24 protein-coding genes and 2 tRNA genes are annotated in these 23,448 nt (G+C 69.1%); 9 read left to right on the top strand and 17 right to left on the bottom strand.

Annotated elements, in window-relative coordinates; genetic code table 11:
• Positions 1–23 precede the first annotated feature (23 nt).
• Positions 24–1,232, top strand: a complete 1,209-nt coding sequence (locus FHR82_RS14490) for an APC family permease (RefSeq protein WP_184810900.1) — start codon at positions 24–26, stop codon at positions 1,230–1,232.
• Here the strand turns inward: FHR82_RS14490 and FHR82_RS14485 are convergent.
• Entirely contained in the window at positions 1,216–1,374 is a 159-nt protein-coding gene (locus FHR82_RS14485; RefSeq protein ID WP_184810899.1) for a hypothetical protein, read from the bottom strand. The genes FHR82_RS14490 and FHR82_RS14485 overlap by 17 nt on opposite strands.
• Positions 1,374–2,261: a class E sortase gene (locus FHR82_RS14480; RefSeq protein WP_376706408.1), complete on the bottom strand. Its 888-nt coding sequence runs from the start codon at positions 2,259–2,261 to the stop codon at positions 1,374–1,376. The genes FHR82_RS14485 and FHR82_RS14480 overlap by 1 nt, the downstream gene beginning before the upstream one ends.
• 170 nt (positions 2,262–2,431) lie before the next feature.
• Between FHR82_RS14480 and crgA the strand changes: the two genes are divergently transcribed.
• Entirely contained in the window at positions 2,432–2,698 is a 267-nt protein-coding gene (crgA, locus tag FHR82_RS14475; protein WP_184810898.1) for a cell division protein CrgA, read from the top strand.
• A 218-nt stretch (positions 2,699–2,916) separates the two neighbouring features.
• A complete protein-coding gene (locus FHR82_RS14470; RefSeq protein ID WP_311771078.1) occupies positions 2,917–3,267 on the top strand; it encodes a PH domain-containing protein in 351 nt (116 codons plus the stop codon).
• Here FHR82_RS14470 and FHR82_RS14465 read toward each other — a convergent pair.
• A complete protein-coding gene (locus tag FHR82_RS14465) occupies positions 3,264–4,151 on the bottom strand; it encodes a rhomboid family intramembrane serine protease (RefSeq protein WP_311771077.1) in 888 nt (295 codons plus the stop codon). The two genes, FHR82_RS14470 and FHR82_RS14465, sit on opposite strands and share 4 nt — an antisense overlap.
• Before the next feature lie 36 nt (positions 4,152–4,187).
• On the bottom strand, positions 4,188–4,745 hold the full coding sequence (locus FHR82_RS14460; RefSeq protein WP_184810896.1) for a peptidylprolyl isomerase: 558 nt from the start codon (positions 4,743–4,745) through the stop codon (positions 4,188–4,190).
• A gap of 83 nt (positions 4,746–4,828) precedes the next feature.
• Between FHR82_RS14460 and FHR82_RS14455 the strand changes: the two genes are divergently transcribed.
• A complete protein-coding gene (locus tag FHR82_RS14455) occupies positions 4,829–5,503 on the top strand; it encodes a hypothetical protein (protein WP_184810895.1) in 675 nt (224 codons plus the stop codon).
• A gap of 53 nt (positions 5,504–5,556) precedes the next feature.
• Here FHR82_RS14455 and FHR82_RS14450 read toward each other — a convergent pair whose 3' ends face one another.
• Entirely contained in the window at positions 5,557–6,093 is a 537-nt protein-coding gene (locus FHR82_RS14450) for a DUF2020 domain-containing protein (protein WP_184810894.1), read from the bottom strand.
• A 106-nt stretch (positions 6,094–6,199) separates the two neighbouring features.
• Between FHR82_RS14450 and FHR82_RS14445 the strand changes: the two genes are divergently transcribed.
• Positions 6,200–6,757, top strand: coding sequence for a DUF6506 family protein (locus tag FHR82_RS14445; protein ID WP_184810893.1), 558 nt, complete (start codon positions 6,200–6,202; stop codon positions 6,755–6,757).
• A gap of 29 nt (positions 6,758–6,786) precedes the next feature.
• Here FHR82_RS14445 and FHR82_RS14440 read toward each other — a convergent pair whose 3' ends face one another.
• From FHR82_RS14440 to dnaA, 12 genes are all read right to left on the bottom strand, one after another.
• The gene (locus FHR82_RS14440; RefSeq protein WP_184810892.1) at positions 6,787–8,082 is read right to left on the bottom strand and encodes a ferredoxin reductase family protein; all 1,296 of its coding nucleotides are present in this window, start codon (positions 8,080–8,082) and stop codon (positions 6,787–6,789) included.
• 196 nt (positions 8,083–8,278) lie between these two features.
• Positions 8,279–8,351: transfer RNA gene (locus tag FHR82_RS14435), tRNA-Ala, on the bottom strand.
• 47 nt (positions 8,352–8,398) lie between these two features.
• On the bottom strand, positions 8,399–8,527 hold the full coding sequence (locus tag FHR82_RS45215) for a DLW-39 family protein (RefSeq protein ID WP_376706407.1): 129 nt from the start codon (positions 8,525–8,527) through the stop codon (positions 8,399–8,401).
• A 269-nt stretch (positions 8,528–8,796) separates the two neighbouring features.
• Positions 8,797–8,870: transfer RNA gene (locus tag FHR82_RS14430), tRNA-Ile, on the bottom strand.
• A gap of 51 nt (positions 8,871–8,921) precedes the next feature.
• On the bottom strand, positions 8,922–9,659 hold the full coding sequence (locus tag FHR82_RS45210) for a DUF3566 domain-containing protein (RefSeq protein ID WP_184811523.1): 738 nt from the start codon (positions 9,657–9,659) through the stop codon (positions 8,922–8,924).
• Between the two features lie 223 nt (positions 9,660–9,882).
• On the bottom strand, positions 9,883–12,516 hold the full coding sequence (gene gyrA / locus FHR82_RS14420; RefSeq protein ID WP_184810891.1) for a DNA gyrase subunit A: 2,634 nt from the start codon (positions 12,514–12,516) through the stop codon (positions 9,883–9,885).
• Positions 12,517–12,549: 33 nt separating this feature from the next.
• Positions 12,550–14,517 (bottom strand): DNA topoisomerase (ATP-hydrolyzing) subunit B, encoded by a 1,968-nt coding sequence (gene gyrB, locus FHR82_RS14415; protein WP_184810890.1) that lies wholly within the window; start codon positions 14,515–14,517, stop codon positions 12,550–12,552.
• Between the two features lie 197 nt (positions 14,518–14,714).
• Complete coding sequence (locus tag FHR82_RS14410; protein WP_184810889.1) at positions 14,715–15,347, bottom strand: DciA family protein; 633 nt, start codon at positions 15,345–15,347, stop codon at positions 14,715–14,717.
• A 64-nt stretch (positions 15,348–15,411) separates the two neighbouring features.
• A complete protein-coding gene (gene recF / locus FHR82_RS14405; RefSeq protein WP_184811522.1) occupies positions 15,412–16,563 on the bottom strand; it encodes a DNA replication/repair protein RecF in 1,152 nt (383 codons plus the stop codon).
• 55 nt (positions 16,564–16,618) lie between these two features.
• The gene (gnd, locus tag FHR82_RS14400) at positions 16,619–17,566 is read right to left on the bottom strand and encodes a phosphogluconate dehydrogenase (NAD(+)-dependent, decarboxylating) (RefSeq protein ID WP_376706421.1); all 948 of its coding nucleotides are present in this window, start codon (positions 17,564–17,566) and stop codon (positions 16,619–16,621) included.
• Positions 17,563–18,696 (bottom strand): DNA polymerase III subunit beta, encoded by a 1,134-nt coding sequence (dnaN, locus tag FHR82_RS14395; protein WP_184810887.1) that lies wholly within the window; start codon positions 18,694–18,696, stop codon positions 17,563–17,565. The genes gnd and dnaN overlap by 4 nt, the downstream gene beginning before the upstream one ends.
• Positions 18,697–19,288: 592 nt before the next feature.
• Positions 19,289–20,959: a chromosomal replication initiator protein DnaA gene (dnaA, locus tag FHR82_RS14390; RefSeq protein WP_184810886.1), complete on the bottom strand. Its 1,671-nt coding sequence runs from the start codon at positions 20,957–20,959 to the stop codon at positions 19,289–19,291.
• A gap of 432 nt (positions 20,960–21,391) precedes the next feature.
• Here dnaA and rpmH point away from each other — a divergent pair, with 432 nt between their 5' ends.
• The 4 genes from rpmH to yidC are packed head-to-tail and all read left to right on the top strand — an operon-like array spanning position 21,392 to position 23,425.
• The gene (gene rpmH / locus FHR82_RS14385; protein ID WP_184810885.1) at positions 21,392–21,529 is read left to right on the top strand and encodes a 50S ribosomal protein L34; all 138 of its coding nucleotides are present in this window, start codon (positions 21,392–21,394) and stop codon (positions 21,527–21,529) included.
• A gap of 2 nt (positions 21,530–21,531) precedes the next feature.
• Positions 21,532–21,948, top strand: a complete 417-nt coding sequence (rnpA, locus tag FHR82_RS14380; protein ID WP_184810884.1) for a ribonuclease P protein component — start codon at positions 21,532–21,534, stop codon at positions 21,946–21,948.
• The gene (gene yidD / locus FHR82_RS14375) at positions 21,945–22,298 is read left to right on the top strand and encodes a membrane protein insertion efficiency factor YidD (protein WP_184810883.1); all 354 of its coding nucleotides are present in this window, start codon (positions 21,945–21,947) and stop codon (positions 22,296–22,298) included. The genes rnpA and yidD overlap by 4 nt, the downstream gene beginning before the upstream one ends.
• Positions 22,299–22,303: 5 nt before the next feature.
• On the top strand, positions 22,304–23,425 hold the full coding sequence (yidC, locus tag FHR82_RS14370) for a membrane protein insertase YidC (protein ID WP_184810882.1): 1,122 nt from the start codon (positions 22,304–22,306) through the stop codon (positions 23,423–23,425).
• The last annotated feature ends 23 nt before the right edge of the window (positions 23,426–23,448 follow it).

The following is a 23,448-nucleotide window of genomic DNA, read 5'->3' as shown; positions in this document are numbered from 1 at the left end:
CGATACTGCCCCGGGAGCCCTCCATGACCGACCTGGCCCGTCGCCTCGGCACGCTCGACGCGACCGCCATCGGGCTCGGGTCCATGCTCGGCGCCGGGGTGTTCGCCGTGTTCACCCCCGCCGCGGCCAGTGCCGGGGGCTGGTTGCCCGCGGCGATCCTCATCGCCGGGTTCGTCGCCTACTGCAACGCGGTGGCCTCGGCTCAGCTCGCGGCCGCCTACCCGTCCTCCGGAGGCACCTACGTCTACGGCCGGGAGCGGCTCGGGCCCTGGTGGGGGTTCACCGCCGGGTGGGGCTTCGTCGTCGGGAAGACCGCCAGCTGTGCGGCCATGGCGCTCACGTTCGCGACGTATGTCGCGCCGGGAGCGGCCAAGCCGGTGGCGGTCGCCGCTGTCGTGCTGCTCGTCGTGGTGAACCTCCGCGGGATCACGCGTACCGCTCTCGTCACCAAAGTGCTGCTCGTCGTCGTGCTTGTGGTTCTGTGCGGCGTGATCGCACTGTCGCTTGTGGATGGACCGCGAGCCACCGGGCCCGCGGCGGACCCGCCCGGGCCGCTGGATGTGTTGCAGGCGGCCGGTTTGCTCTTCTTCGCGTTCGCCGGGTACGCGCGCATCGCGACACTCGGCGAGGAGGTGCGTGAGCCGAGGAAGACCATCCCCCGCGCGATCCTCGCCGCGCTCGCGGGCGCCTTGCTCGTCTACCTCGCGGTCGGTCTCACCCTCCTGCACACCCTTGGGGCGCAACGGATCGCGCAGGAGGACGCCCCGCTCGCCGCGGCCGTTCCACAGTGGACCGCCGTGGTCACGGTGGGCGCCGCGGCGGCCAGTCTCGGTGCACTGCTCGCGTTGATCGCGGGTGTCGGGCGCACCACGCTCGCCATGGCTCGTGAGCGCGACCTGCCCCACTGGCTCGCGGCAGTGCACCCGCGCTTCGCCGTGCCGCACCGGGCCGAACTGGTCGTCGGCGTGCTCGTGTGCGTCCTGGTGCTGACGACCGATCTCCGCGCCGTGATCGGCTTCTCGTCGTTCGGCGTGCTGGTCTACTACGCGATCGCCAACCTGTCGGCCGCCACCCAGACCGGCGCCGACCGGCGGTGGCCGAAGGCGCTCAACGTCATCGGGCTCGCGGGCTGCCTGCTGCTCGCGGCCACGCTGCCGCTCGGCTCCGTGCTGGTGGGGCTCGCCGTGTTCGCGGTCGGACTCGGCGGCCGCGCGCTCACTGCTCGGTCGTGACGTTGTTGAACGGCAGCAGCGGCTCCGCCCATGGGAACACCACGAACATCAGCAGCGAAACCGCGCCGGCCACCAGTGCCAGCGCGAGCACCAGCCGCACGGCGAAGGGCCCCGGCAGGTGGTTCCAGATCCACCCGTACATCAGGCGGTCTCCTTCATCTCCGGCGGCGTCCAGCCCTGCTTGCCCGGATCCTTCTGCCACTGCTTGACCAGCACCGCGTGCACGATCAGGCGCTCCTTGTCGGAGAAGCGGGGGTGGCACGTCGTGAGCGTCATCAGCGCCGCCTGCTCGCCCGCGCTCGGCACCACGTCCGAGCCCGGCACCGGCGCGATGACGGAGCCGTCGGTCGGCGGCACGATCTGCTGCCCGATCACGTTCTCGTACGGGCCGCCGAGCACCGAGACGCCCTTGCACTGCGCCTCAGAGCCCCGCCCCTCGGCCCAGCCCGCCTTCTCCTCCTCCTTCGGCAGCGCGCGGTAGACGAACCAGTTGTCGGCCGTCTCCACGACGATCGCGTCGCAGGAGTTGATGAGGTTGATGTCGTTGAACGGCGCGCCCTTGCCGACCCGGTGCCCGGCGACCGCGAAGTTGCCGCTCTGGCCCGGGTACGCGGTCTGGGTGTAGTGGCCGGGGCCGATCTCCAGGCTCGCCGCCGTGGTGCCCTCGACGATCGTGAAGTGGTAGTCGGCGCCGAACGCGGGGATGTACATCTTCGCGAAGCCGTCGCCCTCGCCGAGGCCGGTGAAGTGCTCCTCACGCTCCTGCTGCCACTTGTCGTCGAGCGCGGTCGTCGCGTCCTTCTGCTTGCCCGCGGAGATCACGTCGGTCCAGTAGACCTCGTAGACCACGAACAGCAGCACGACGATGCCCAGCGTGATCAGGACCTCGCCGAAGGTCCGCACGGCGGTGCGGACCGGGTCTTTCGACGGCGCGGGCGGCCGCGCACGGGGTCGCGGAGACGGGATCAGGTCACCCAGATCGCCTGAGATGCGACCCGCGCCGCGACCGATGTGCTCCACGGTGCCCACGCGCGCTCCTCTCGGTCCCCGACCTATTGGTTCGCCTGTTAGTTCGCCGAGCCCTCGGCTACGTTAACGTGTTGCAGAGTGGTGTTCGTGCCGGTTCCTACGCATGAGGCGCGCGTGGGGTTCAGGCACGACACTGTCGCGCCCAAAGTTACACGCCAGTGAGGACTCCGATGCCCAAGTCCAAGGTCCGCAAGAAGGCGGTCTACACGCCACCCACCGATCGCCGTACCCCGGTGAAGGTGAAATCCGCGGGTCCGTCCCACCCGATCTACGTCGCGGTGATGCTCGGCGTGATGGTGCTCGGCCTGGCGTGGCTGGTGGTCAACTACATCGCAGGGGAGAGCATCCCCTTCATGGCCGACCTCGGCAACTGGAACTTCGCGATCGGCTTCGCGCTGATGATCGGCGGGCTCCTGATGACGATGCGGTGGCGCTGAGCGCGCGTCGCTCTACCGTCGGTTGGCCGCGGTACACCCGGATGGCCCAGCGTAGTTGAACCACAAGGGTGTAAGTCATCCCCAGTGTGGACAACTGCTGTGGATAACTCCGGTTGCCGCGTTCGCAGATTCGGAACGTGAGGTCGCCCGTGGCCCCGCCACCAGCGAAAACGTGGGCTCCGCAGCCCTCGGTCGTGGTTCTGGCCTGGGCTCTGGCCGTGACGGCCGGAGCGGTGGCGGCGTTCACCCATGACCCACCCGGTCGGGTGTTGCTCGGGGCGGTCGCGCTGCTCCTGGCCTTCGCGGGGGTGTACACCTCCGTCGCCCGGCCCCGGCTGGCCGCCGACCAGGACGGGATCACGATCCGCGGGCTGACCGGCACCCGGCAGTGGACGTGGGCCGAGGTGAACGTGCGGCTGGTCCGCACGCGTCGCCTCGGCCGCGACACCGCCACCGTGGAGGTCGACGCCGAGAACGCCGAGCCGCCCGCCCTGGTGGTGCTGGGCAGGCTGGATCTCGGCGCCGACCCCGAGGACGTCGTCGGGGAGCTGCTGGCACTCCGGACCTAGGTCTGGAAGCAGCTCAACAGCTCGCTCGACGTGACCTCGCAGCTCATGTCCATGGTGGCCGCGCTCGTCACCAGCATGGCCACGATCAGCACGGCGATCGCCGCCACCGCGATCGTCTGGAACCGGACGAGGTTCTGCCGCGGCGCGTACACCAGCGCGGCCGTCGCCAGCGCGCCGACGACGAGCCCGCCAAGGTGGCCGAGCAGGGAGATGCCCGGCAGGGCGACGCTCAGGAAGATGTTGACGCCCAGCAGCATCAACACCGGCGTGGGGTTCAGCTTCGCGCGGAACACCACGACGGCGATGCCGCCGAACAGGCCGTAGATCGCACCGGACGCACCGGCCACACTGCCCAGCGGGTCACCGAACAGCATGACCGCCGTCGACCCGCCCAGCAGCGCGAGCAGGTAGACAACCAGGAACCGGACCTTGCCCAGCGCCACCTCGAGGTCCCGCCCGATCACGTACAGGGCGAACATGTTGAAGACCAGGTGGACCGGCCCGTAGCCACCGTAGTTGCCGAAGTGCAAGAACCCGGAGGTCAGCAGGCGCCAGAAGTCGCCGGCCGCGACCGTGCTGGGGATCAGCGTGCCCTGCACGAACAGCTCGGACCGCTGGTTCTGGGTGATGCTCCCGGCCTGCACCGCGGTGATCGCGAAGATCAGCACGTTCAGCCCGATGAGCACCGGCACGACGACCAGCGACCGCGCGCTGCTCCTGGTCCGCGCACCGCCGGTGTTCCTGGCGGGGCGGACCGACTTGTTGCCCTCGGCCACGCAGTCGACGCACTGGTAGCCGACGGACGCCTCACGCAGGCAGTCCGGACAGGCCGGCCGTTCGCACCGCACGCAGCGCAGCCCGGTCGGCCGGTCCGGATGTCTCACGCAGGCTGGCAGGTCCTGCTGCCTGTTGACGGACACTCAGCCCTCACGTTCGACGCTGACCCGCTCCACGACGATGTCCTCGATCGGCTTGTCAGCCGGCGGCGCGGTCTTCGTCGTCGCGATCGTGTCGACGACGTTGCGCGACTCCTGGTCCGCGACCTCACCGAAGATCGTGTGCTTGAAGTTCAGCCACGTCGTCGGGCCCACGGTGATGAAGAACTGCGAGCCGTTCGCGTCCCGGCGGCCGGGGTTGGCCATGCCGAGCAGGTAGGGCTTGTTGAACTGGAGCTCCGGGGTGAACTCGTCCTGGAACTCGTAGCCGGGGCCACCGCGGCCGGTGCCGGTCGGGTCACCGGTCTGGATCATGAAGCCGTCGATGACACGGTGGAAGATCATGCCGTCGTAGAACGGACCGGAAGTCTCGCCCTTGGCGTTGCGGGGGGCGTACTCCTTGGTGCCCTCCGCCAGGCCGACGAAGTTCGACACGGTTTTGGGGGCGTGATCAGGGAAAAGGTTGATCCGGATATCGCCCTTCGAAGTGTGAAGGGTTGCCGATACCTTCACCCCGACAAGGGACTCGTTGCTGTCTGCCACCCGGCCATCGTGCCATCCACAAGCAGGATCGGTCCGGAAGGGGCAGGATGGTAGGTGTCCGACAAGCCACCCTGGAGCAGACTATGAGCGATACGAAGGCCATGACCCGGGCCGGAGAGACGGTCGGCAAGGCCGTCGGCTCCGGCTGGCGCTCGGCGCGCCACAACGCGAAACGTGCCGGTGTCGCCGGTGCGGAGGCCACGTCCCGGGCCGCGCAGGCCGCCGACCGCAAGCTGACCGAACGGGGCTTCGCGCCACGCCAGGTCGCGGAGGCAATCGCAGAAGGCGCCGAGGTCGCACGCCAGGAGGTCGCGAAGACCACCCGTCGTGCACGCAAGAAGCTCGGCAAGACGGCCAAGCAGACCCGCAAGGACCTGGCCAAGGCCGCCAAGCAGGCACGCAAGGACGCCGCCAGGAGCAAGACGTCGAAGCGCGCCCGCAAGTCGGCCAAGCAGGCGAAGGCGGACGCCAAGGCGCTGAAGGCCCAGTTCAAGACCGAGGCGAAGGCGCTGCGGTCGCGTGCGGCGGAGGCGCTCGCCAACGAGCCGAAGCCCAAGCGGCGGTGGCCGAAGGTGGTGCTGTTCGCGATCATCGCGGGTGGCATCGCGTACGTGGTCAGGAGCAAGGCCGCGGAGCGGCAGGAAGCCGTGCCGGAGCCGCGTCGGGACGCACCGGCCGAGCCGGAGACGCAGAAGCCGGACGCTGCCGCCAACGGGCAGCTGAACGGTCAGACACAGAAGTCGTCCGCGAAGAACTAGTGGTGACAGCCGAAGGGCCCGCCGGTCACGTGCCGGCGGGCCCTTCGGTGTGTCTAGAGGCCGAGTGCGGTGATCGTCTCCTGCGCGATCTGCTTGGCCTTGATGGTCTGCCCCTGGTTGGTGGAGACGACGACCGCGGTGGCTTCCTTGGCGACCGCGTACACGGCGCCGGACTCGGTCGCCTCAGCGCCGCCCTGCCAGCCACCGGACAGCTCCGCCGGGTTCGAGCTCGCGACCGGTGTCGAGGCGTCCACCAGTGCCTGGGCGACCGGCGCCTCCCCGGTGTAGACGCGCACGGTCAGCTGCACGCCGCCGTCCGGGCGGTAGAAGAAGCACGCGGGCGGCTCGTCGGCCGAGGTCTGCACCTTGGACACGCGCTGCCCGTTGGTCTCCTCGACGAGGGCCTCGTCCAGGTACGGGCACGGCCCGTCGGCGGTCGGCTGCGGTTCCGGCGGGAGCGCGGCCTGCGGGACGCTCGTCGTCGACGCGGGCGGGGTGTTCGTGGCCACGGTCGGGTCGTCGGTCTCTTCCTGAGCACACGCGGCGAGTGCGACCAGCAGCAGGGGACCGAGCAGGAGGACGCGTTTCATAGGCCGTGGAGTCAACCACATCGGTTCTCGAACGGGTGGAGCAGTGCACGCGGAGGATCGGCTGTGCCAGCTTGGTGTTGAACAGTTCGATGCCAAGGGAGTTGCGATGTTCCGGAACCTGTTCCTGGTGCTGGTGTCCGAACCCGCGGAACGCGTCGTCCACGCGGACGACCTGTCGTCGACGACGATCGTGCCGGTGACGTCGGCGGAAGAGGGTGCGGCGGTCGCGGCGGCCAGCGAGTGGGACCTGGTCGAGCTGTACGGCGGCCTGGGATTGGACGCTGCCGCAGCCGTCGTCGCGGCCCTTGTCGATGCGGCGCCAGGGGTGCCGGTGGGCTTCCCCGGGGACGTCGGCCCGTCGCCGTCGCCGGTGGTGCTGTTCGAGGACCCGGCGGCCGACCAGGAGAAGCACCGCTGGCGGTTCGGCTCGACCACGGTGATCGCGGTGCCGTCGACCGACGAGGTGCCCGCGCTCGCTGCCAGGCTGGCCGAGGAAGGCGCGACGCGGATCGAGCTGTGCGGCGGCATGGGGCCGGTCCCGGCGGCTGCGGTGCGCGCGGTGGTGGACGTGCCGGTGACGACGGTGTTGTTCGGTTTCGAGTCGCTGCCGTCGGCGGCGGCCTACCGTGCGCGGTTCGAGGCGTCACTGACGACACACGACTGATTGCACAGCGTGCCCATCGGGACCGGGAGCTACGCCAGCGCGAAACGTTCGGAGTGCACCTGCCGCTCCGGCACCCCGAGCGTCTTGAGGCTCGCGAGCACGGCCGAGGTCATGGCGGTCGGCCCGCAGACGTAGACGTCGCGGCCGGTCACGTCCGGTACCAGCGTGCGGAGCCCGTCCGGGGTGAACGGCCGGGCTCCGTCAGCCGTGCGGCCGGTGAGCAGGTGCAGCCTGCCGCCCCGCGAAGCGACGAGCGACCGCACCTCACCGAGCAGCACCGCGTCCCGCTCGTCACGCACCCGGTACAGCACGACCACGTCCCCGGTCACGTCCTCGAGGAGCGCGCGGATGGGCGTGATGCCGACACCACCGGCGATCAGCAGCACGCCGCGACAGGCCCGGTGCGCCGAGGTGAACGCGCCGTAGGGACCTTCGAGGAACACCTTGCTGCCGACCGGAAGGCTTCGCAGCCCGGCACTGGTGTCGCCGACGGCCTTGGCGGTGAGCCGGAGCGAATGCCCGCGCGGCGCCGCCGACAGTGAGAACGGGTTGGCCCGCCACCACGAGTGGTGTCCGGGGAACCGCCACACGAAGAACTGCCCGGCCCGCGCGGGGAGCCGGTCGAGCTGCCGCCCGGTGACGTACACGGACACCACGTTGTCCGACTCGGGCACGACCGCCTCGACCCGGAACTGGTGCCGGGCGTTGCGCAGCAGCGGCAGGACGACCCGCCCCGCCAGCAGCGCACCGACGGCGAAGATCCACAGCACCCACCAGTAGGCGAAGGCGAGCGCCGACGACGTGAACGTGGTCGTCTCGAGCAGCTGGTGGACGAAGGCGAGCGCGAGCACCAGGTAGACCAGCATGTGCAGCGCGTGCCAGGTCTCGTACCGCAACCGCCGACGCACCGGCCGCAGGGACACCGCCGCGGTCACGACGACGAGCAGGGCCGCGCACATGCCGAGCAGCGACGCGGGCACCCCGGCCAGTGCGAGGAACGTCCTGGCCATGGTCGCGTCGTCGAGCACGGCGTACCCGAGCACGACGATGAACGCGTGGGTCAGGATCGTCCAGAAGAGACCGAACCCGACCCAGCGGTGCCACACGGTGAGCCGGTCCATGCCGATGCGCCGGTCGAGCCACGGCAGCCTGGCGATGAGCAGCAGTTGGAAGAGCAGCAGCAGCGCCGCGTGCAACCCGAAGAACTTGGCGACCGTGAGCACGCTGTTCTTGCCCGCACCCGCGGTGAAGAACAGCACCTCGACGATCAGGATGTTGACGGCGACGAACGTCCACAACGCCCACCGTGCCTGCGCGACCATCATGACTCCCGTCCCCGTTTGACAACCAGTGACACGCGGGAAAGACGAGAAGGGTTCAGAAGCCGCAGCACATGGTGGGCGCTGGCGCTCTTGTGTTCCACGTGGAACAGCGCCTCGAACAAGCGAGCTGACGCGAACGGCACAGCCGGGAGAGGGACAGCCCAGCTGACCCAGGGTCTCTTGCCCTAGGTGGTCTTCGTGGAGACGAGGGGAATCGAACCCCTAACCCCTGCCTTGCAAAGGCAGTGCTCTGCCAATTGAGCTACGTCCCCGGACGTGCGTCGGGCCGAGGCCCGCGCACGTAAGACTGAAAGGTGGCTCAGGCCTTCTTGCCCGCGGGGGCGGTGGCCTCGCGCCAGAGGTCGTTCTGCGCCTTGGCCGACTTGTTCCGGCGCACCACGAAGAGCACGGTGCCAGCGACAGCCACCAGAGCGAAAAGCTTCTTCACTTTCGTTGCCTCCTTCGGCAAAACAAGATCTAGCCCAACCACGACCCCTGCGATCCCCGCGGCCGGGGCCCCACAAGTCTGCCACAACCACCTCACCCGAGGAGGGGAGGAGCCGGAAGGCGGACAAGCCCGATGTCCGAGACCGGAGCACGACCACGCTGGGTCAGTAACCGACCGCACCGTGGGGTTTGAGGGCTCGGCCCCCAAATGAAACGGACGACCCGGCGAGGCAGTTGGCTGCCGAGCTGAGTCGTCCAGAGTCCGTACCGTGGGCCTAGGAGGACTTGAACCTCCGACCCCTTCGTTATCAGCGAAGTGCTCTAACCGCCTGAGCTATAGGCCCCTGGTGCGAGTGGAACTTTACAGGACCGGATTCGGGGCTCTCAAACCGGTATCACTCTCGCTCGGCGAGGGTGACCTCCAGGCCTCCGGCCAGGTCAGCCGACACGTTGTAGATGAACGCGCCCACTGTGGACAGGGCGCTGAACAGCACGATGTTGACGGCGCCGATGATGGCGGCGACGCCGAACACGCGGCCCGCGCTGATGAGCGGGGTGCCCGTCTCGTTGGAGCCCTGCAGCAGCTCGTCGGAGATGCCGTTCAGGTTGTCCCACACGCCCATGCCGTCCAGGACGGCGTACAGGATGCCGACCGCGACGAGCCACACGAAGAACAGTGCGACACCGAGCACGAGCGACAGCTTGAGCACCGACCACGGGTCGAAGCGCTTGATCTGCAGGTTGGCCCGGCGGGGGCCGCGACCCGGCCTGCGCAGTGCGCTCGGGGCGGCCGCGCTGGTACCCACGGCACGCAGCGGGCCGGTGGACGGATTGCCGCTGTCCAGGTGCACGGTCGTGCGGGCGGCCGACGGGATGCCGCCGGGCGGGGTGCCCGGCGTGATCGGCAACGACTGCGGGACGCCGATGGTCGGCGAGTCCACACCGCTGCCGAACAGGCGGTTGGCGGCGGAGCCGGTGACCACCGGGCGTTCGACCTGCACCGTCTTCTCCCCCGGCGGGTCGGCCGGGCGGGCAGGCTGCTGGTGGGGTGCCGTCGCCTGCGTGTCGGTGGTGACGCGCTGCCACGGCGGTGGGGTGCCGTGGCTGAGCTCGAGGTCCTCCGCGCCGGCCACCTGTGCGGTGGCCGACGCGTTGCCATTGCCGTCAGTCCTGCCGTCAGTCCTGCCGTCAGTGCTGCCATCAGCTCGGCCGTCGTGGTTCCCACCGGCCTGGTCGACCTGCTGGGCCTGGCCGCTCGTCGCGACGGCGGAGGTGTGCTCCGCCTCCGCTCCCTGGCCGGTGCGTCCGGGCTTGTCGGGTGGTGTCACGCGGGTCCCCTACGTGTCTCGCGGCTTGTCACGACTCGGTCGGCGGCTCGTCGTCCGAGTCCTCGGGTGTACTGGTGATGACGCCTTGATCCGCATCGGCGTTGCTCTCCGCCGGTGATTCGTCGGTCACCCCGTCGATCACCCCGTCGATCACCTCGGCGTCGACACCGGCAGCGGTCTCGATGCCGTTCTCGCTCGTGTCCTCGGCGCTGCGGGCGATCGCGACCAGGGTCGTGCCCTCCCCGAGATTCATGAGGCGCACCCCCTTCGTCTGCCTGCCTGCCTTGCGGACCTCCCTGGCCGAGGTCCTGATGACCCCGCCCGCGGAAGTGATCGCGAACACCTCGTCGTCCTCGTCGACGATGAGCGCACCCACCAGCCTGCCACGCTTGCTGTCATATTGAACGGTGAGCACGCCCTTGCCACCCCGTCCCTGAACCGGGTAGTCCTCGATCGGGGTGCGCTTCGCGTAGCCGCCGTTGGTCGCGACCAGCAGGAACGTGTCCGCGCGGACCACGCCGAGGGTGAGCAGCTCGTCCCCGTCCTTGAACCGCATGCCGAGCACGCCGGACGTGGCGCGGCCCATCGGGCGCATCGCCTCGTCGCTCGCGTGGAACCGGATGGACTGGGCGCCCGCGGACACGAGGAGCAAGTCGTCCTCGGCGGCACACAGCACGGCGCCGACCAGTTCGTCGTCCTCGCGGAGGTTGATGCCGATGAGGCCACCAGCGCGGTTCGAGTCGAAGTCGGACAGCCGGCTCTTCTTCACGAGACCGTTCTTGGTCGCGAGCACCAGGTACGGCGCGACCTGGTAGTCCTTGATCTCGATGATCTGCGCGATCTGCTCGTCCGGCTGGAACGCGAGCAGGTTGGCGACGTGCTGGCCGCGCGCGTTGCGGTTGGCCTCCGGCAGCTCGTACGCCTTCGCCCGGTACACCCGGCCCTTGTTCGTGAAGAACAGGATCCAGTCGTGGGTGGAGCACACGAAGAAGTGCGCCACGATGTCGTCCTGTTTGAGGCCTGCGCCCTGGACGCCCTTGCCGCCGCGTTTCTGCGCGCGGTACAGGTCGGTCTTGGTGCGCTTCGCGTACCCGGTGCGGGTGATGGTGACGACGACGTCCTCGACCGCGATCAGGTCCTCGATCGAGACGTCGCCGTCGAACGGGATGATCTGGGTGCGCCGGTCGTCGCCGTGCTTGTCGACGATCTCCATCAGCTCTTCGCGCACGATCGCGCGCTGCCGCTCCGGCTTGGCCAGGATGTCCTGCAGGTCGGCGATGACCGTCTCGATCTCCGACAGCTCGTCGATGATCTTCTGCCGCTCCAAGGCGGCGAGGCGGCGCAGCTGCATCTCGAGGATGGCGTTGGCCTGGATCTCGTCGATGGTGAGCAGGTCGATCAGGCCGGACCGGGCCACGTCGACGGTCGGCGAGCGGCGGATCAGCGCGATGACCTCGTCGAGCGCGTCGAGCGCCTTGACCAGACCACGCAGGATGTGGGCCCGCTCCTCCGCCTTGCGCAGCCGGTAGCGGGTGCGCCGGACGATGACCTCGACCTGGTGCCGCACGTAGTGCCGGATCATCTGGTCGAGGCGCAGCGTGCGCGGCACGCCGTCGACCAGCGACAGCATGTTCACGCCGAAGTTGTGCTGCAGCTGGGTGTGCTTGTACAGGTTGTTCAGCACGACCTTGGCGACCGCGTCCCGCTTGAGCGTGATCACGATCCGCATGCCTGCCCGCTTCGACGACTCGTCGTCGACGTTGGCGATGCCACCGATCTTGCCGTCGCGGACCAGGTTCGCGATGTTCTCGATCAGGTTGTCCGGGTTCACCTGGTACGGCAACTCGGTGACGATGAGGATCGTGCGGCCCTTGGCGTCCTCGTCGACCTCGACGACCGCACGCATCCGGACCGAGCCGCGGCCAGTGCGGTAGGCGTCCTCGATGCCCTGCGTGCCGAGGATCAGGGCGCGGGTCGGGAAGTCCGGGCCCTTGATCCGCATCATCATCGCGGCCAGGGTCTCGTCGTCCGAGGCGTCCCAGTTCTCCAGCGCCCACACGACACCGGACGCGACCTCGCGCAGGTTGTGCGGCGGGATGTTGGTCGCCATGCCGACCGCGATGCCGTTGCTGCCGTTGACGAGCAGGTTCGGGATGCGCGACGGGAGGACGTCCGGTTCCTGCGTCTTGCCGTCGTAGTTGTCCGAGAAGTCGACGGTCTCCTCGGTGATGTCCTGCAGCATCGCCATCGCGAGCGGCGTCATGCGGGCTTCGGTGTACCGCATGGCGGCCTGCGGGTCGTTGCCCGGCGAGCCGAAGTTGCCCTGGCCGTCGATCAGCGGGTACCGCATCGACCACGGCTGGGCGAGCCGGACGAGCGCGTCGTAGATCGCGGAGTCGCCGTGGGGGTGGTAGTTACCCATGACGTCACCGACGATGCGCGAGCACTTGACGTGGCTGCGCTCGGGCCGGAGGCCGGTGTCGTACATCGAGTAGAGGACGCGGCGGTGGACGGGCTTGAGGCCGTCACGGACGTCCGGCAGCGCTCGGGACACGATCACGCTCATCGCGTAGTCGATGTAGGAGCGCTGCATCTCATGCTGGATGTCGACCGGCTCTACGCGGTCGTTGTCCGGCGGCACGGGCGGCAAGGTCTCGGTCACGAAACGGGGATTCCTTTCACACGCGTCCCTCGACTACACGTCGAGGAAGCGGACGTCCTTTGCGTTGCGGGTGATGAACGAGCGGCGGGCCTCGACGTCCTCGCCCATCAGCACGCTGAACAGCTCGTCCGCGGTGGCGGCGTCGTCCAGGGTGACCTGCAGCAGCAGGCGGTGCGCCGGGTCCATCGTGGTCTCCCACAGCTCGTCGGCGTTCATCTCGCCGAGACCCTTGTACCGCTGGATGCCGTCATCTTTGTTGATCTTCTTGCCTGCCGCGAGGCCGGCCGCCATCAGGCCGTCCCGCTCGCGGTCGGAGTAGGCGAACTCCGGTTCCGCGCGCTGCCACTTGATCTTGTACAGCGGGGGCTGCGCCAGGTACACGTACCCGTGCTCGACGAGCGGGCGCATGAAGCGGAACAGCAGGGTCAGCAGCAGGGTGCGGATGTGCTGGCCGTCGACGTCGGCGTCCGCCATCAGCACGATCTTGTGGTACCGCAGCTTCGACACGTCGAAGTCCTCGTGGATGCCCGTGCCCAGCGCGGTGATCAGGCTCTGGACCTCGGTGTTCTTGAGGACCCGGTCGATGCGGGCCTTCTCCACGTTGATGATCTTGCCGCGGATCGGGAGGATCGCCTGGAAGCGGGACTCCCGGCCTTCCTTGGCCGAGCCGCCCGCGGAGTCGCCCTCCACGATGTAGAGCTCGCACTCCTCCGGGTTGGTGGAGCGGCAGTCCTTCAGCTTGCCCGGCAGGCCGCCGATGTCGAGCGCGCCCTTGCGGCGGACCAGCTCCCTCGCCTTGCGGGCCGCCATCCTGGCCTGCGCCGACGACACCGACTTCGTGACGATGGTCCGCGCGTCGGCCGGGTTGCGCTCGAGCCAGTCGGCGAGCAGCTCGTTGCAGGTGGTCTGCACGAACGTCTTCGCCTCGGTGTTGCCGAGCTTCTGCTTGGTCTGCCCCTCGAACTGCGGCTCGGCGAGCTTGATGGAGATGATCGCGGCGAGGCCCTCGCGGATGTCGTCACCGGTGAGGTTGGCGTCCTTCTCCTTGAGCAGCTTCTTGTCGCGCGCGTACACGTTGACCACGCGGGTCAGCGCGGCGCGGAAGCCCTCCTCGTGGGTGCCGCCCTCGGCCGTGTTGATCGTGTTGGCGAACGTGTAGACCGACTCGCTGTAGCCGGTGTTCCACTGCATCGCGACCTCGACCTCGAGCCCCTCACCCTTGGCCTCGAAGGCGATCACGCCGCCGTGGATGGCCTCGCGCGTGTGGTTGATGTGCTTGACGAAGTCCTCGAGCCCGCCCGGGTAGTGGTACGTGCGCTCCTTGACCCGCGCGGCGTGGCCCTCGGCGTCCTCGGCGGCCTCCTCCTCAGCCACCCGCTCGTCACGGAGGACGATCGTGAGGCCCTTGTTGAGGAACGCCATCTCCTGGAGGCGGCGGGCGATCGTCTCCGCGTTGTACGTGGTGGTCTCGAAGATGTCGCCGTCGGCCCAGAAGGTGACCGACGTGCCGGTGCCCTCGGTCTCGCCGTGCTCGGTCAGCGGGCCCGGCACCGAACGGTCGTAGTGCTGGCGCCAGATCTTGCCCTTGTAGTGGATCTCGACGTCGAGTTTGGTGGACAGCGCGTTGACCACCGAGACGCCGACGCCGTGCAGACCGCCGGAGACCGCGTAGGTGTCGCTGTCGAACTTGCCGCCGGCGTGCAGCTCGGTCAGGACGATCTCGACGGTCGGCCGCTTGTACTCGGGGTGGATCTCGACCGGGATGCCGCGGCCGTCGTCGACGACCCGTACCCCGCCGTCGGCCAGCAGCGTGACCTCGACCTTCGTGGCGTGCCCCGCCATCGCCTCGTCGACAGAGTTGTCCACGACCTCCTGGATCAGGTGGTGGAGACCGCGCTCACCGGTGGACCCGATGTACATGCCGGGGCGCTTGCGAACGGCTTCGAGGCCTTCCAGTTTCTTGATGGAGGACGCGTTGTACTCGTTGTTGTTAGTCGCCACGGGCGGGGTGTCTCCTGTCCAGAAAGGGCCAAACCGATCGCCTGTCTCAATGATACTGGTGCGCGTCCGCAGAAGGGCGCGAACACACCCCTAGCTCTGTCACAGACGCCCGAAGGGGCTCTGGACCGACCCGGTACGCCTGCCTGGGCCCTGCAAGGCGGATTTCACACCTTCCGCCCCAATAGCGCCACTTGGGGTCACCCGTAGGTGTCGCGAGGGCCCCGGCCACGCACGTGACGTGTTCCGAAGCGCCAGCTCGGGGCCGTCGGGCCCAGCACTTTGAGCCGTTTGACCACGTCGTGGCCGACGCCGGCGGCGATCTTGATCAGCAGCTGCTTCTGCAGCAGACGCAGCTGGGTGGCCCACGCGGTGGAGTCGGCCCGCACGGTCAGCTCCCCGTCCTTCAGCTCGACCGGCTGCGCGTGCTCGGCGACGTCGGCGCCGACGATCACGGCCCACCTGTCGAACAGCCTGCCGGTCGTGAGCCGGGACGACCAACCACGCTCGAGCGCGACACGAGACGCGATGCGCCCGAGGGGCTGCGGGTCGCGCTCGTCGGCACCGGGACCGGACCACCGGCGTCGCCGCCGGTTGACCGCGCCCGCGCCGCGCCGCACGAACCTGTTCTTCTTGGCCTCCGGGCCGCCGGACGCGGCGCGCGCGGCCGCCAGCGCGGCCCGCGCGAGGTCCGAACCGCGGAGCTGTGGATGGTCACTCTCCGTGGTAGATCCTGCGGCGCCGTCGGCCCCGGCACCCTTCGGGGTGGTCAGATCGCCGGTTTTCCCCCGCTCCGGGGTCGCCGCAGGGCGCGGAGCGTCAGCGTTATCCACACTATCCACAGGTTTGTCCCCAGATGTGGGACCCGTCACACCACGCGCAGTCACTCTCCGGTGATCATTCACGGTGGACCTCCCCGTCGGAAACAAGGTAGCGGGCCCCTGCCAGTTCGCTCGGGACGTCCTCCGGTACGGCGGCGGTCACGAGCACCTGTTCCGCCGCGACCGACACCTCGGCGAGCCGTTCCCGTCTTCGCCGGTCCAGCTCCGCGAACACGTCGTCGAGCACGAGCACCGGTTCGTTGCCGTCATCCCGGAGCAGCTCGTAGGACGCGAGCCGCAGCGCGAGCGCGAACGACCACGACTCGCCGTGGGAGGCGTACCCCTTCGCCGGGAACGCGTCGAGCGTCAGCTCCAGCTCGTCGCGGTGCGGGCCGACGAGGCTCACGCCCCGGTCCAGCTCCTGGTCGCGGTGCGCCGCCATCGCCGCGAGCAGCGCGTCGGTCAGCACCTCCATGTCGGCGCGCCCGGTCGTGCCGTACTCGGCGGGGAACGATTCCGCGATGCCCGACCGGTACCTGATCGTCGCGGGCCGCGACTCCGGCGCCACCCCCGCGTACGCGGCGGTGAGGTGCGGCCCGAGGTCCGCGACCAGGTCCAGCCTGGCCGCGAGCAGCTCGGCGCCGTACCGGGCCAGGTGCCCGTCCCACACGTCCAGCGTGCCCAGAGCATCACCGCCCCCCGACCCCGCGCGCCGGGCGTGCCCCGACGACTTGAGCAGCGCGTTCCGCTGCCGCAGCACCCGGTCGTAGTCGGCGCGGACGCCTGCGTAGCGCGGTGTGCGCAGCACCAGCAGCTCGTCGAGGAACCGGCGCCGTTCACCGGGGTCGCCCCGCACGAGCGCCAGGTCCTCCGGCGCGAACAGCACCGTGCGCAGAATCCCCAGCACGTCCCTGGTCCTGGGCACCGGCCCCCGGTTCACCCGCGCGCGGTTCGCCTTGCCAGCGGTGATCTCCAGTTCGATCGTCAGCTCGCGGCCCTCGTTGACGACCGCGGTCCGCACGATCGCGCGGGCACAGCCGTGGCGGATCAGCGGCGCGTCGGTCGCCACCCGGTGCGAGCCGAGCGTCGCCGCGTACCCGAGTGCCTCGACGAGGTTGGTCTTGCCCTGCCCGTTCTGCCCGACGAGCACCGCCGGTCCCGGTTCGAGTTCCAGGTCGGCGTACTCCCACGAGCGGAAGTCCGTGACCTGTAAGTGCCGGACGTACACAATCCGCAAGCTCCGCTCAGTGACAATGTTCGCTCCGCAAGCTCCGCTCAGTCACTCAGCCCTGCGTGCTGCCCGCACCCGAGGTCGGCCCGGCGGACTGCACCGCGTGCCCGCCGAACTGGTTGCGGAGCGACGCCACGGCACGCATCGCGGGCGAGTCGTCCTGCCGCGAACGGAACCGGGCGAACAACGCGGCCGAGATCACCGGCGCCGGCACGGCGAGGTTGATCGCCTCCTCGACGGTCCACCGGCCCTCGCCCGAGTCCTCGACGTAGCCGCGCAGGTCGTCGAGCTCCGGGTCGGAGTCGAGCGCCCGCACCAGCAGGTCGAGCAGCCAGGACCGGACGACCGTGCCGCGCTGCCACGCCTTGATCGTCGCGGGCACGTCCTCGATGACCTCCGCCGCCTCGAGCAGCTCGAAGCCCTCGGCGTAGGCCTGCATCAGGCCGTACTCGATGCCGTTGTGAATCATCTTCGCGTAATGGCCCGCACCGACCGCGCCCGCGTGGGCGAAGCCCTCCTCGCGCGGACCCTCCGGGCGCAGCGCGTCGAAGACCGGCATCACGCGCTCGACGTCGGCGGCGGCGCCACCGACCATCAGGCCGTAGCCGTTGTCCTTGCCCCACACGCCACCGGACACGCCGCAGTCGAGGTAGGCGATCCCCTTGTCCGCGAGCAGGCCCGAGTTCGTCTGGTCGTCGGAGAAGCGGGAGTTGCCGCCGTCGATCACGATGTCGCCCTCGGACAGCAGCTCCGACAGCTCCGCGATCGTCTGCCGCGTCGGCTCACCGGCGGGCACCATCACCCAGACCGCGCGCGGCGCGGACAGCTTCGACACCATGTCGGCCAGCGACTCGCTGTCGCTCACGTCCGCGTTGCGGTCGTAGCCGACCACCTCGTGGCCTGCCGTGCGCAAGCGCTCGCGCATGTTGAAGCCCATCCGGCCGAGACCGACGAGACCGAGCTGCATGTGGTTCTCCTCCTGAAGTCCGAAACCGGTCAGCCCGGAAGGCGCACCGGCATCAACAGGTGCAGGTACCCCGGGGTGACAGTTCCATCCTCGCCGACGGGCTTGATCAACGCCGGTCGGCTGGGTGTGGTGAAGGACAACTCCGCGCGGTCGGAGTGCAACGCGCCGAGGCCCTCCTGGAGGAAGCCGGGGTTGAACGCGATCGTCACCGGCTCGCCGGTGTAGTCGACCGACAGCTCCTCCTCCGCGGACCCCTCGTCGTCGCCGCCCGCGGACAGGCGCAGGCCGCCGTCGGCGAACTCGAGCCGGACCTGGGTGCCGCGCTCGGCGACCAGCGACACGCGCTTGATCGCCTCGACGAGCGGGCTCACCTCGATGATCGCGGCCGCGGTCTGCTCGGATGGGAGCAGCTGGCGGTAGCGCGGGAACTCCGTGTCGAGCAGCCGGCTCGTGGTGCGGCGGCCCGCGCCGGACAGGCCGATGAGCCCGTCGCCCGGGGAGAGCGCCAGCTCGACGGTCTTGCCGGACGTGCCGAGTGCCTTCGCCGCGTCAGCGAGCGTGCGCGCCGGAACGAGCACCGCGAGCTCGCCCGCGGCGGCGAGGCTCTCGTCGGGCTGCCACGCGAACTCGCGCATCGCGAGCCGGAAGCGGTCGGTCGCGACGAGGGTCAGCTTGTCGCCGGAGATCTCCACGCGGACACCGGTCAGCATCGGGAGCGTGTCGTCCTTGCCGGCCGCGACGGCGACCTGGCTGACCGCGAGCCCGAACACCTCACCGGCGAGCTGGCCGGCGTGCGGCGGCATCGCCGGGAGCTGTGGGTAGTCCTCGACCGGCATCGTCGGGAGCGAGAACTTCGCGCTGCCACAGGCGATCGACACCCGGGCACCGTCGACCATGATCTCGACCGGTTGTGCCGGAAGGGATTTCGTGATGTCGGCGAGCAGCCTGCCGGACACCAGCGTGCGGCCGCCGTCCGCGATCGTCGCCGGGACGCCCACCGTCGCCGAGACCTCGTAGTCGAAACCGGAGATCGTCAGACCGTCGGAGCCGCTCGCATCCAGGAGGATCCCGCCCAGGACGGGAACCGGCGGCCGGGACGGCAGCGAGCGCGCGACCCAGGCGACGGCGTCGGCGAGACCGTCGCGCTCGACGCGGATCTTCATGAGAGTCCTTTCCAGGCACGAGGGGCATGCGGCGATGGGCCGCCTCGAGCAATTGTGACGTTGGCTCCGCAAGCTCCGCAAAGAACCAGACGTGTCTCGCCACCGTAGAGCGTGCGGATCCCAGGCTCCACCCGGGCCCTGCCGTCCGAGTGCCTCCGCGACGCGGCGCTCGCTCGCGAACTCACAGCCCCTGTTTTTGTTTTGTTGATAACTCCTAGAGATAAAAACAGTCGTAGTAGTAGGTCCTGTGGATTGTGTGGACAACCCTCATACCCGCACGTCGCGACGTGTCGACGGCTGTGGGTAGAACCTGGGTGCAACCGGTGGACAACTCGGGGGGTCCGTGGACAACTCGAACCTGTGCAAGGTTCTTCCACAGGTACTCCACAGTTGTCCACAGCCCGCTCCCCAGCTGCGACCCGGTTTGCCCCCAGGCAGTGCACAGGGTTGGGGATGGTCATGAATCCCCTTTCCGGGTGACGACGGGCTGGAGTGCGACGGAGACCACAACGACGGACACGACTGGATCCGGAAAGTCGTGCCCGCACAAGGGGGTTGGTGTCGAACGGAGCTCGCGTAGCGGGAGTCGTGGCTAGCCGCGAGCGCGTTGCTTGATGCGCGAGGTCAGTTCCTGGACCTGGTCGTACACGCGCCGCCGCTCCGCCATCTCCTTGCGGATCTTCTTCTCCGCGTGCATGACGGTCGTGTGGTCGCGGCCGCCGAAGGTCTGGCCGATCCTCGGCAGCGACAGGTCGGTCAGCTCCCGGCACAGATACATGGAGATCTGCCGGGCCTGTGCGAGCGCCTTCGTCTTGCCCGGGCCGCACAGGTCGTCCAGGGAGACACTGAAGTACTCGGCCGTCACGGCCATGATCGTCGAGACGCTGATCTCCGGCACCTGCGAGTCCGGGATCAGGTCCCGCAGCACGATCTCCGCGAGACCCACGTCGACCGGCTGCTGGTTCAGCGACGCGAACGCGGTGACGCGGATGAGCGCGCCCTCGAGTTCGCGGATGTTGTGCTCGATGCGGGCCGCGATGAACTCCAGCACCTCGGCCGGCGCGGGCAGGCGGTCCTGGGCAGCCTTCTTGCGGAGGATCGCGATGCGCGTCTCCAGCTCGGGCGGCTGGATGTCGGTGATCAGGCCCCACTCGAACCGCGTGCGCAGCCGGTCCTCCAGGGTCTCCAGACGCTTGGGCGGCCGGTCGGACGACACGACGATCTGCTTGTTCGCGTTGTGGAGCGTGTTGAAGGTGTGGAAGAACTCCTCCTGGGTGCCTTCCTTGCCCTCCAGGAACTGGATGTCGTCCACCAGCAGGACGTCGATGTCGCGGTACCGCCGCTGGAACGCGACCTTGCGGTCGTCGCGCAGCGAGTTGATGAAGTCGTTCGTGAACTCCTCGGTCGACACGTACCGCACGCGCATGCCGGGGAACAGGCGCTGCGCGTAGTGGCCGACCGCGTGCAGCAGGTGCGTCTTGCCGAGCCCGGACTCACCCCAGATGAACAACGGGTTGTACGCGCGGGCGGGTGCCTCGGCGACGGCGACCGCGGCCGCGTGCGCGAAGCGGTTGGAGGCGCCGATGACGAACGTGTCGAACGTGTACTTCTCGTTCAGCCGCGTCTTGGAGGTCTGCGGTTGGGCGGGCGCGGTGAACGGCTGCCCGCTCGCAGGCGGCTGCCCGGAGTACGGCGGCCAGATCTCGTGGACGGTGGCGAGCGCGTCGCCGACCTCGTCCACTTCGTCGTTGTCACCGTCGGCGCCGGTGTCGCCCGCCGCCGAGGGCTTCTCAGTGTTATTACTGTCCACTGCGGTGATGGGCGCCATCACCAGCGTCTGCTCGACGAGCGAACCGACGCCGGGACGCGGTGTGCCGGGCCGCGGCTGGGGCGGCATCGGGGGCGGCGGTGCCGGGGCGCCACGCGGTGGGGCAGGCATCTGAGGCACCGAGGGCACCGGCGGCATGGTGACCGGGGGCGGCGGCGGTGCGGACTGGGAGCCCATGGGGTCGACCTTCACGGCCAGTGAGACGACGCGGCCGAGCCTGCGGGACAGCGCGTCGGTGATCGGGTCGCGGAGCGCTCGTTCGATCGCGTCCTTCGCGAAGTCGCTCGGCGCGGCGAGAAGGGCGGTGCCGTCCAGCAGTCCGATGGGCCGGGTCACCCGCATCCATGCCCGCTGCTGTGGGGAGAGCGTGCCTGCGGACAACTCCCGCACGACCTGCTCCCACACCACACTAAGGTTCACCTGCTGCTCGGACACCTACGAGCTCCCCTCCCCTCGTTGGCCATGCACCATCACTGCGGCCCCTCAGTCGTGGCGGACGCGACCCGTCGTACGAGCGGCATCCACAAGTTGTCCACAACTGTGCACGAAGGTACGGCGAACCGCAGCGGAACCCGCAGGAGGGCCTGCCGTATCTCCGGCGGCGCGGCGGGCTCCCACTCCCGACCGGCCGACCAAGAGCACGCACGCTAACAAGCCCCGGGCCATGCCACAAGGCATGTCGGGAAGCAAGCACCGAGTGTGCGCGGCGTGTCGTCGAGCGGCCCCAACGCACCCCCGGGTGCGTTGGTCCTGGGCTGGGTGCGTACCCTGTGAAGGTCTCCCGTCAGTTGTGGGTGAGTCCTGCGCGCCGTCAGGCCGCGACGGGGACAGACGTACTTTGACGAGCCAGTATCGGGAGATTCAGCCGTGAGCAAGCGTACTTTCCAGCCGAACAACCGCCGCCGGGCGCGTACCCATGGGTTCCGTCTGCGCATGCGCACCCGTGCCGGCCGTGCGATCCTCGCGGCTCGTCGTCGCAAGGGTCGCAAGAGCCTGTCTGCCTGAGCTTGCTCCCCGCGCCCAGTCGACTGACCGGTAGCGACAACTTTCGGCTCGTGACCAGAAAGGGACGCCGCGCTGGGCGTCCCAGGCTCGTCGTGCATGCCATCACGGCCGAGGAGGTCGCCGGCTTCGGCGTGCCCAAGGTCGATCCGGTCATGACCGACGCCGGTGCGGTGCCCCGGGTCGGGTTCGTGGTCAGCAAGGCGGTGGGCAACTCGGTGGTACGCCACCGGGTCGCCCGCCGCCTTCGCCACGTCGTGCGCGACCGGCTGGGAACCGTTCGTCCTGGTTGCACGTTGGTCGTGCGGGCGCTGCCGTCCGCTGCCTCGGCGGCGAGCGCCGAACTCGGCGGCGACATCGACTCCGCCTTGCGGCGACTGCGGCTGAGCCGCGACCACAGTGAGACCGGCGGTGCCCAGTGACCACCACGCACGACACAGAGGATCAGGTCCACCCGACGGAATCCGCGCGACGGCCCGGTCCGGTGGCGCGAGTGCTCCTGGTGCCGGTCAACTTCTACCGGCGGTGGATCTCGCCGGTGCTTCCCCCCAGCTGCCGGTTCGAGCCGAGCTGTAGCGCGTACGCCGTCGAGGCGCTCTCGACCCACGGCGCGCTGCGCGGCTCCTGGCTCACCGTGCGCAGGCTGCTGCGGTGCGGGCCGTGGCACCCCGGTGGTTACGACCCGGTACCACCGCCACGCCGGAACTTGACGGTTCGCTCCGCAAGCTCCGCGAACGAAGACCTCGAACACCACACTGCCGCCAAGGAGTAGCTCTCGTGCTCGACTTCATCTACTACCCCGTGTCGTTCATCCTCTGGTGCTGGCACTGGGTGTTCGGGCACGTGTTCGGTGAGTCCAGCGGTGTCGCCTGGGCGCTCGGCATCGTGTTCCTGGTGTGGACGCTGCGGGCGATCATGTTCAAGCCGTTCGTGAAGCAGGTCCGCTCGATGCGGACCATGCAGGAGTTCGCGCCGGAGATCAAGAAGATCCAGAAGAAGTACGCGAACGACCGGCAGCGCCAGGCGCAGGAGATGCAGAAGCTCCAGCGCGAGCACGGGTTCAGCCCGCTCGGTGGCTGCCTGCCGATGCTGCTGCAGATCCCGGTGTTCATCGGTCTGTTCCACGTGCTGCGCTCGTTCGGCAACAGCCCGAACGAGAACTACTTCTTCGACGCGAGCGGCGTCAGCTCCTACCTCCAGGCCAACCTCTTCGGCGCGGGTCTGTCGAACTTCATCACCCAGCCGCAGGAGCTGCTCGAGCGCTACGGCGCGGGCGACCGCACCGCGGTCATCATCGTGTCGATCCCGCTGATGATCCTCGCGAGCGTCCTGACCTACCTGACCGCTCGTCACTCGGTCGAGCGCCAGAACCCCGCGTCGGCGACCGCGCAGACCGCGATCATGAACAAGCTGACGATGTACGTCTTCCCGATCGGTGTGCTCGTCTTCGGCTTCTTCTTCCCCATCGGTCTGCTCCTCTACTGGCTGTCGAACAACTTCTGGACGCTGATGCAGCAGCGGTTCGTCTACAAGCGGATCGACCGCGAGGAAGAGGAGAAGAAGACCGCGGCGATCGAGAAGCGGACCAACCTCGCGCCGAAGCCGGGCGCCAAGCCGGACACCGCGAAGAAGCGGCCGGGCACCGCGCCCGCTCCGGGTGCGAAGCCCGCGCCGAACGCCAAGGCGGCAGGTACCCCCAAGAAGCCGGCCCCCGGTGCGAAGCCCGCGCCGAACGCGAAGGCTGCGGGCACCGCTCGCCCCAAGTCGGGCGGCAACACCAACAAGCCGACCGGTTCGGCGAGCACCCCGAACGGTGCCGCGAACAAGGACGGCTCCACCGATTCCGGTCTGAGCGCAGACCGTTCCCGCAATAAGAACACAGGCCGGAAGAAGCGCTGACGCGAAGCTGATCCGGACCTGGA

The sequence above is a fragment of the Actinophytocola algeriensis genome (assembly GCF_014203735.1).
Taxonomy (GTDB): Bacteria; Actinomycetota; Actinomycetes; order Mycobacteriales; family Pseudonocardiaceae; genus Actinophytocola; species Actinophytocola algeriensis.
Note: the sequence above shows the minus strand (reverse complement) of the source record. Positions and strands in the feature narration are given on the sequence as shown.

Excerpts from the sequence above, each read along its gene's own strand:
- dnaN (WP_184810887.1), bottom strand. The coding sequence starts at position 18,696 with ATGAAGATCCGCGTCGAGCGCGACGGTCTCGCCGACGCCGTCGCCTGG.
- FHR82_RS14455 (WP_184810895.1), top strand. The coding sequence starts at position 4,829 with ATGAGCGATACGAAGGCCATGACCCGGGCCGGAGAGACGGTCGGCAAG.
- crgA (WP_184810898.1), top strand. The coding sequence starts at position 2,432 with ATGCCCAAGTCCAAGGTCCGCAAGAAGGCGGTCTACACGCCACCCACC.
- FHR82_RS14440 (WP_184810892.1), bottom strand. The coding sequence starts at position 8,082 with ATGATGGTCGCGCAGGCACGGTGGGCGTTGTGGACGTTCGTCGCCGTC.
- FHR82_RS14490 (WP_184810900.1), top strand. The coding sequence starts at position 24 with ATGACCGACCTGGCCCGTCGCCTCGGCACGCTCGACGCGACCGCCATC.
- FHR82_RS14485 (WP_184810899.1), bottom strand. The coding sequence starts at position 1,374 with ATGTACGGGTGGATCTGGAACCACCTGCCGGGGCCCTTCGCCGTGCGG.
- FHR82_RS14445 (WP_184810893.1), top strand. The coding sequence starts at position 6,200 with ATGTTCCGGAACCTGTTCCTGGTGCTGGTGTCCGAACCCGCGGAACGC.
- FHR82_RS14450 (WP_184810894.1), bottom strand. The coding sequence starts at position 6,093 with ATGAAACGCGTCCTCCTGCTCGGTCCCCTGCTGCTGGTCGCACTCGCC.